The sequence below is a fragment of the Rhodococcus sp. UFZ-B548 genome (assembly GCF_903819475.1).
GTDB lineage: Bacteria > Actinomycetota > Actinomycetes > Mycobacteriales > Mycobacteriaceae > Rhodococcus_F > Rhodococcus_F erythropolis.
Genome location: NZ_CAIJDS010000101.1, coordinates 1 through 8,526 on the forward strand (window position 1 = coordinate 1; position 8,526 = coordinate 8,526).

An 8,526-nucleotide genomic window follows, 5' to 3' on the forward strand; every position below is an offset into this window, starting at 1 on the left:
CCCCACGTCAAATTCACACAGAAGCCCGTTTCCGATCGTCCGGTATGACGATGGTAAAAACGCACACCCAAACCCGCAGAATCGCTCTCAAGCTCGTTTCGGTTGCTGCCTGTCGATTTGATTGCATCTCCCAATGAACGACGTCGGATCGGTGAGACCGACACGATGACGCTCGAAGAAGAACGAGACAACCGATCGCCCACGACGTCCGGCTCCAATAACCTTAAATATCGAGTTAGTTTCAGTGGCTCGGGTAACTTTTTGTAGCGTTCATGCGCATCTGAATCGGGGGTCGTCCACACCTGTGAATCGTAGGGCAGACGGGAGAGGCCCTTTTCGTCCCATCGGAACCGAGTCGGCGGCCGGGCGTGTGGGAGCTCTGAGAAGGATCAAATGACAGACGTCTGCTTTCGACTGAACCACCCGTATCAGTCCACGGACTCGATTGGTTCAGCCGCCAGATTGGGACAATGGTTGAGCCCGAATGATGGCCAGCGCGGTAGTCTTCTGAAAAATCCAGTCGTCTTGCCTTCGGATTCGCGATTCGGTTTCGAAGGTGGCAGTCACTACTTACTTCGCCGAGATGACCGCTGATAGTTGCCTTCCCGTTTGTTTGCAGGCAGGCCGTGCCCTGGGGTCAAGGTAGTTCGTATACGTTGTGTGACGTGCGTACAGACCGATTCCTTCCCTCCGCTCTCTCAACCCAACGAGCAGGACGGTAGAGACATGCGGACACACGATGAGACTAGAGACGCGCTTAATGAGTTCGTAGCAACATGGCGCAACTACCAGGGCACAGAGAAGGCCGGCGCCCAGACATTTCTGAACCAGCTGATCGAGGCCTATACCGGTGAGCCCGACGCTATGAAGCTTGGTGCCGAATTTGAAAGGCACACAGCCCGCGACGCTAGTCGCGGTTTCATGGATCTGTACTGGGACGGCGTATGCATCATCGAGATGAAGTCTCCATCCGAAACGATCAGACTCGCAGAGCATCGCCCGCAGCTACTTGACTACTGGCGTAACTCGGCGAATTCGGATCAGCCCGCGCCGCGGTTCACCATCCTGTGTTCGTTCCAGAAGTTTGAAGTTTGGGAGCCAGGCCGCTACCCCAACGCTCCAGTTGATGAGTTCCGCATCGAAGAACTCCCCGGATTCATGGATTCGCTGAGTTTTCTTACCGGCCGAGGATCCGACCCAGTATACGGCGGTCCGGGCAAGAAGGTGACTCTCGCAGCCAGTGAGCGAATGATTGATTTATACAACCGACTTAGCAAGCAGGTTCTTCGCGACGGAAAGATTAGCGAGGACGATCTCAGGCGATTTATTGTACAATGTACTTGGGCGATGTTTGCAGAAGATCTTGGCTTAATTCCAGACCACAGATTCACTTCTTTGCTCAAGGCGCTGCAGGAAGATGCAAGAACTCTTAAGCAGCGATCCGCTGGCAAAGAGGTTCAAAATTTTCTCACCGCGATGAACTTCAAGAATGATTTGGAGCGTAGCGAAGGAATACTCGCCGGGCTGCCATATGTGAACGGGGGCCTTCTGGAATCTGTCGCATACATCCCGCTGCACCTCTTGGATATTACTGATCTCCGCGATGCCGCGGGGGAGGACTGGTCGTATGTCAATCCGACGATCTTTGGTTCCCTTTTCGAAGGATGCCTCGGTGACCGGCGTCGAATGTTTGGTGCGCATTACACACACGAACAAGACATCATGCAGATCGTTGAGCCCACTATTTTGCGGCCATGGCGAGAGCGGATCGATGGAGCGACGAAGACGCTTCAAGCAGAGAAGATTCTGAGTGAGCTGTGCCAGTTCAAGGTCCTCGACCCTGCTTGTGGCAGTGGAAACTTTCTCTATGTCGCGTACCGAGAAATTCGCCGTCTGGAGGAGTACGCCAAAGAACGGATCGATGAACTTCGGAAAAATTCAGGCAAGGCTGACCAGTTGAGCTATGCCTTCTACCCTGTGGATAATTTGTACGGAATCGAAGTGGATCCCTTCGCTGTGCAGATCGCTCGCTTGACGATCTGGATGGGTCATGCGCAGATGGCTCGTGAACTGCGAGTCGTGGGTGATGATCCTCTTCCCCTCCACAACCTCCACAAAATTGTTGAAGCAGATGCGTTGGATGCCGATTGGCCGCCGGTGGATGCGATCATCGGTAACCCGCCATTTATCGGCGCGTCGCGGATTCGTGTAACAAACGGAGATCCGTATCTGACGTTTCTGACTGACAAATTCAACTGTGGGATAGTTGATATGTGTGTGTACTGGATTCGGAAGGCTCACGAGAACCTTGCGGACGGAGCACGTGCAGGTCTTGTTGGTACAAACTCCATTAGGCAGAACAAATCCCGTGTGGCGGGACTTGACCACATCATCGGCCAAGGTGCCGTTATTACTGACGCAATCTCAAGCCAGGTCTGGTCTGGCGATGCAGCGGTTCATGTTTCGATCGTAAACTGGGTCAAGAATCCGAAAAAGAAGCCTGTCAATTTCTTACTTGACAAAGTGGAAGTTCCTGGAATTACAGCCTTTTTGAAAGAGGGGTCGGGCGTCCGAACAGCGTTGCCCCTGAAGGAGAATCTTGGGATTGGATTCGAAGGCTGCAAGCCGGCCGGCAGCGGCTTCATTCTTGATGACAGGGAGGCCAGTGACCTCCTCGCACGCAATGACGCCGACTACAGCAAGGTCATCAAGCGGTACTTGATCAGCAAGGACATTGCGAACGATCCACATCACGAACCGACACGATGGATCATCGATTTCGGCACGATGGAACTAGAGGACGCGATGGCCTTCCCCGCAGCACTGGACATCGTGCGTCGACGCGTAAAGCCGGATCGCGATACGCACACAGCGAAAAATCTGAGAGAGCGATGGTGGAGATTCGATCGGCCACGACCGGAGATGCGTACAGCGATCGGTGGTCTTAACCGGTTCGCATCCGTAGGTAGGCATGGAAAACGACTCCTCTTCACTTGGTCTGATCTTGGCTGGTGCCCAAGCGATGCCACAAATGTCATTGCCCGCGACGATGATTGGACTTTCGGTGTCCTTACATCGGTAGTTCACGACGCATGGGCCTGGACACTGAGTTCGACACTCAAGTCAGACTTGCGGTACACGCCTAAATCGGCCTTGTGGACTTTCCCATTCCCGGATCCGAAATCGAAGCATCGTAAAGCGATTGAGCAGGCAGCACGCGATGTTGTCACCGAGCGCCGCAAGGCTTGCGACAAACTCATTGAGCAGGGCAAGAAGCTCAGTGGTTTGACCGCGATCTACAACCTCATGGACGAAGGCGGTTTCGCAGCGCTCAAGGACGCGCATATTCGGCTCGATCATGCAGTCTGTCTCGCCTATGGCTGGGAGCCAGGTGTTGCGTACGACCGGGAAGCCATCGTCACCGAGCTGTATGGACTGAATATGAGGATCGCATCTGGGAAGCTCAGGTATGAGCCGTTCGGGGAGACGTAGCCGAACTTGATCATTTGGGTCGGCGCTGATGTGTGCGTTCTGCTGAATTCAGTCCGGTATCTGTCTCGTGTAGATAAGTGGAGATAGTCCCGATCGGCGACTGTGCATCGCACATGCCTGGGGGCATGCGTCTGCCGACCAGTTACGCTCTGACGATGATGAGTGCTTCAGCGTCGTGACGCCAATGCCACGGAATACCGTTTCAGAGGTCCTTGAGTGCTTCGATAACGAATTTGCCAATGCAGCTTCTGCGTTTGTTCGCGGCGAGTACGTGTTGTGGCTTGGGTCAGGAATTTCGCGTGATGTTGTGCCGGGCGTGCCGAAGTTACTTGAGCGGATGCTGGATTTCCTTCAAACGAGCATTGATGCGACCGACCCGACGTGTCGCTTCAAGATTGCCCTTGACGAGGTCCTTGAGGTTGCTGCGGTGCCAGAGGCAATTCGCGAGTCGATCGATTTCACAATGGCCGTCAGCACATGGCCGGGCCTTTGGGACATCGTCCAACGCCTCGTCGACCGGTACGCGGACGTCCTCGACGTGCAAGTCAAAGGCGAAGATAATGATTTCCTCGTGTGGGACGGGCTCAAAGTATCCTCGACCTACGGAGCCCCGAACTTGGATCCGGACGTCGAGCACCTATGCGTCGCGCTCTTGATGCTCGAAGGTGTGGTGCGATCTGCTCTGACCACGAACTGGGATGGACTGGTGGAGGCGGCGATGGAACGCCTCGGTGTCGGAGACAATGGAGTGCTTAGCGTGATCGTGAAGGCTGCTGACTTCGCCGCGCCTGGTCGCCGGGCAGAGCTGGTGAAATTTCACGGCTGCGCGGTGCGGTCAGCGCATGACCCAGGCGTGTATCGGAACCTTCTGATCGCACGCAAGTCGCAGATATCTGGCTGGACTACAAAGCCGCAAAACAAGATGATGAAAAACCACCTTGAGCATCTGTTCGCATCACGGCCAGCGTTCGTTGTCGGGCTCTCAGCACAAGATGCCAATATTCACACAGTTCTGCACGAGGCAAGCCAAAACCTGGCCCGCAGCTGGCCGACCGAACCACCCGCCGTCGTATTTGCTGAGCACAAGCTTCACCACCATCACAAGCACATGATGAGGGTTACTTACGGTGACGAATTCTCCGCGAATAGCCACGCTATCGAGTCGTCAGCATTGCTCGGCGCTTACGCTAAGCCGACCCTTCTCGGTCTGGTGATGTTCACACTCACCGACAAATTGAGTGCGCTGATCGGGTACATCACAGAACTTGACCTGTCTGACCCGGAGTTGGAGCGACTCCAGGCGGACATTCGTGGCGTTCGGGACGCGTTGGGTGAGAAGGCGGACGCAGATCCTCGATCGTTCACAGACGCAGTCGTATCCGCACTGACTCTTGCACTGTCGGTGTTCAGAAAGGGCAGTATCCCAAACCCCGCGCCATACGTGCCGGTTTCTGTCGCTCCGATAGCGGACGCCGTACGAGATCCCGATTTTCCGCATGCGGCTCTCGGACGCTTTGCTCTCGCAATCGCGCTTCTCGGTCGAGGATTACTAAACCGAGAATGGACTCTAGAGCCTGGTTGCCTGACCAGTCCCGTGGACGGCGTTTTGCGAGTGAAAAAGGGAGGACGTACGTCCAAGATCTTCATTGTCCGTGACGCTCGGGTGTTGTCGGAGCTCGAGCTCGCAGGAACCGTCGATATGAAGAATGCCGAAGTGGTTGTAGTTCAAGCCGAAGCCGCTTACCGTCCGAGAACTCGCTCGCCACGGGCCCGTTACGGGCGAAGCGGCAAAAGCGGTGCTCGTCAGGTAGATATAGAGACCATGTGCGCGTCTGTTAGCACTGTTGACGAGCTGTTCGAAGCCTTTGTGTTGGAAGGTGCATTGTGATGGAGATGGGTGCCGAGAGTGTGCTCCAAGTACTCGAGAACGCAGGCTTCGAGCGACTACCCAGGCCACTTGTAGTGGCCGGATCGAGTTTTGATTTCGATGCTGCCGTTAAGGGCACAGGCATCTCGCATGATTTGGTGGTCTTGGCCACGAGCAATACACCTAAGAGTCGTCTCGTCCGGCTATTGTCGGGCCTAAGTCGCACACTCGATCAAGTTGAGTCGAGACGTCCGGTGAGCCTCGTCCTGATTGGCACGACGACTGACGCGCGGACAACGGCCAGTCTTGAGCAGCACGCTCGCGTTCTGACCATCGAGAGCGAGGACCCTCGCCCCGAGCAGATCAGCCGCGCGGTCGCCGTACTGCTTCCGTTGAACCTTCCAGCCGAGCAGTCGCAGGGGCGACCACCTCTTGCTGTAGTGGCCGAGAAGTTAGGCGGGGCGTTATCCAAGGAGCACCAGAAGTTTATTGACGCAGCACAAGTCGGACCCGACGAGGTGCAAGAATCACTGCGTCGATATATCGACGCCGCGGTACGCGACGGGTCGAGCGAAGAGAGTGGTGTATGACCGACGTACCGCTTCGCAGCATATCCATCAACGACTTCCGGCGACTCGAAGGCACACGAGTACTTCCGCTTGATGCACCTATCGTTCTACTTCACGGTCACAACGGCGCTGGCAAGACCAGCGTGCTCTCGGCGCTTGAGCTCGCACTGACGGGCGAAATTCGCAGCATGCGCCGCCATGACCCGCGCTATACAGCCCACCTTCCGTTCCACGGTCGCGAATTCGCGACCGTCAGCGTAGAAGTCTCTGATCAGCTCAGCGGAGATCGAACGCCTGAACGAATGACAGTCGGGGGAAGCCGAATTGAAGGTGTACACGCGCTTGATGCAAATGCTGCCCAGTTCTATTCCGAACGTTGTTACCTGGATCAGGTATCACTCGGCCAATTGCTCGATCTCTATCAGTATCGAGAGGGGAAAGAGGAGTCAGCCCTCGCTCGATTCGTCAACGAATTGCTTGGACTGGAGCAACTCGATGCTCTTCGCCTCGGACTGTCCGACGCGAATGATCTTCGCCGACTAAAACGACTGTCCGAACCACTCGCGAGCGCAGATAAAGACGCTCAACGAGCTGCGACGGACCTATCTCAAGCAACCGCGGACCTTAAGTCTGCAAGAAGCGAGCTGGCTAGTTCGTGGGACCGTCTTACCGAAGCAATGGGCGCCATTGGATATTCCCTGCCCGATCTGGACGATCCGAGCACTATCCAAGAGGTGACGCAACTATTGCGGACAAACAGGGCGACGGACGACCATTCATTGGCCGTGTCAATTCGCAGATCGTTGACCGCTCTGGGCGGCCGTATCGACGGGTTGTTGACCCGTCCGGCTGCGCTACGTCTGGAAGAAGCGATCGCTTCAGTTGCAAACGCGTCTGTGGATCAGCAGTTCTGGCTAGATGAGCACGGGTCGGCAATAGACGCTTTGCATGCCGACACCGTCGGACTGGGAATTCCGTTATCCGGCGACGCGGCGATGATGATCGCTGACGCTCTGCAGAGGATCGACCGCCGTATTGCTCGTCAGGATGCGCTTGTAGTCGAGATGAAACAACTGGAAAATCAGCTCGCTGGACGTCGCATTTCGCTGTTGGAGCTCCAAGGTCAATTCGCTGAGGCTCAGGAACAGGCTGGCTCGATGGTTGAGGGTTTAGCCGCCCTTCGCGAGCATTCCACTGACGATATCTGTCCGGTGTGCGACCGAGAATTCGGTGAGGTGTCATCGACGCATCTCACATCCCATATTGATCGCAAGATCACGGCACTCACTACACAAGGGAATCAACTTCGACAGTTTCGCGAGCAACGGGATGCTGCGACGGCAGCATTGCAGCGCGACGCGCAAACATTGGAACAAATTCAAGGGCATCTATTGGCGGATGATCAACTTGAGGAAGCCCGCTCACAACAGACTGCATTCGCCAGCCTCCAGAGGCGCATGCAGGTGATTCAGCCGGCTATCGACCACCTGACCGAGCTAAGGTCGAGACTCCGCGACGCCGAGGCGCAGCTGGGCGAACTGGAAGCTGTCGCACGAGACACGCAAGAAGTAAGGGCGGAACTTCAGAATTTCGCCAGGGACCTCAATGTCGATGGACCGAGTCCTGATCAGCCCCTACAGGACGCCTGGCGAAAACTCGCGGAGATTGCAGACGAACGGGTTGTACGGGCGGAGACACTCACGGCGGCATACGCAACTGCCAACGAGACCTTGGACCAAATGCTTCGTTGTAACACTCGAGTCGAGGATCTCAAAGGCGCTGTTGCACAGGCCGCCGAACACAAGTCCGTATGGGACGCGCGTATTGCGGAGGCAAAGCGCCGGCAGTCCGTGGCGAGGGTGGTACACGATGCAGCGGCGCAAGCGCGCACGGAAATCGTGCATCGTGTGTTCACGGAGTCGCTGAATGAGGTATGGCGAAGCGTATTCACGCGACTAGCACCACACGAGTACTTCGTTCCTACTTTCGGTATCCCGACATCCTCGAAGAGCGCTCTCGAACTGACTTTGGAGACCGTCCACACATCCGGGAAAACCGGTGGATCGCCTCAGATGATGCTTAGTGCGGGAAATCTGAATACTGCCGCACTGTCCCTATTTATTGCGTTGCACCTCGCGGTCGAACCCCTCGTGCCGTGTCTTGTCTTCGATGATCCCGTTCAGTCAATGGACGAGGTTCACATCGCACAGTTCGCAGGACTGATGCGAGTTCTCTCGAAGCAGCACAAGCGACAGATCGTCATCGCAGTCCACGAGCGAGAGCTTTTCGAGTATCTCGCTCTTGAGCTGAGTCCTGCATTTGAGGGCGATGAACTCATCACGATAGAGCTTGGCACCCAATTGGATGCTGAGGACGGAGGGGTCAAACGCATCACTTGGATTCCCGATTCAGCGATCGCCGTATGACGAGTCATACGGCCCTGGAGCACAGGGCTTTGCGACTCTCTCGGGGTAAGAGGCTTCGATAGAAATTGTCGAGAATCGATCTTGGTCTCAACACGTCAACGCATCACTACTGGTGAGATGATGCGTGATCGTGGAGGCATGGATGGGCAACAGGGCGCTCGGGTTCACTGTG

The 8,526-nt window shown here is 55.8% G+C and carries 5 protein-coding genes; 4 read left to right on the forward strand and 1 reads right to left on the reverse strand.

Going from position 1 to position 8,526, the window contains the following annotated elements; genetic code table 11:
• A partial coding sequence (locus tag H7C86_RS37075; protein WP_220463510.1) for a hypothetical protein occupies positions 1-302 on the reverse strand: 302 nt, incomplete at its 3' end.
• A 424-nt stretch (positions 303-726) separates the two neighbouring features.
• Here H7C86_RS37075 and H7C86_RS36035 point away from each other — a divergent pair.
• The 4 genes from H7C86_RS36035 to H7C86_RS36050 all read left to right on the forward strand — a co-directional run bounded on the left by H7C86_RS36035 (position 727) and on the right by H7C86_RS36050 (position 8,354).
• The gene (locus H7C86_RS36035) at positions 727-3,492 is read left to right on the forward strand and encodes a DNA methyltransferase (RefSeq protein WP_182263430.1); all 2,766 of its coding nucleotides are present in this window, start codon (positions 727-729) and stop codon (positions 3,490-3,492) included.
• 184 nt (positions 3,493-3,676) lie between these two features.
• On the forward strand, positions 3,677-5,380 hold the full coding sequence (locus H7C86_RS36040) for an SIR2 family protein (RefSeq protein ID WP_182263431.1): 1,704 nt from the start codon (positions 3,677-3,679) through the stop codon (positions 5,378-5,380).
• The gene (locus H7C86_RS36045; RefSeq protein WP_182263432.1) at positions 5,380-5,949 is read left to right on the forward strand and encodes a hypothetical protein; all 570 of its coding nucleotides are present in this window, start codon (positions 5,380-5,382) and stop codon (positions 5,947-5,949) included. The genes H7C86_RS36040 and H7C86_RS36045 overlap by 1 nt, the downstream gene beginning before the upstream one ends.
• Positions 5,946-8,354 carry an AAA family ATPase gene (locus tag H7C86_RS36050; protein WP_182263433.1) on the forward strand — a complete coding sequence of 803 codons (2,409 nt, stop codon included), beginning with the start codon at positions 5,946-5,948 and terminating at the stop codon, positions 8,352-8,354. Before H7C86_RS36045 ends, H7C86_RS36050 begins: the two co-directional genes overlap by 4 nt.
• The last annotated feature ends 172 nt before the right edge of the window (positions 8,355-8,526 follow it).

Excerpts from the sequence above, each read along its gene's own strand:
- H7C86_RS36050 (WP_182263433.1), top strand. The coding sequence starts at position 5,946 with ATGACCGACGTACCGCTTCGCAGCATATCCATCAACGACTTCCGGCGA.
- H7C86_RS36035 (WP_182263430.1), top strand. The coding sequence starts at position 727 with ATGCGGACACACGATGAGACTAGAGACGCGCTTAATGAGTTCGTAGCA.
- H7C86_RS36045 (WP_182263432.1), top strand. The coding sequence starts at position 5,380 with ATGGAGATGGGTGCCGAGAGTGTGCTCCAAGTACTCGAGAACGCAGGC.
- H7C86_RS36040 (WP_182263431.1), top strand. The coding sequence starts at position 3,677 with ATGCCACGGAATACCGTTTCAGAGGTCCTTGAGTGCTTCGATAACGAA.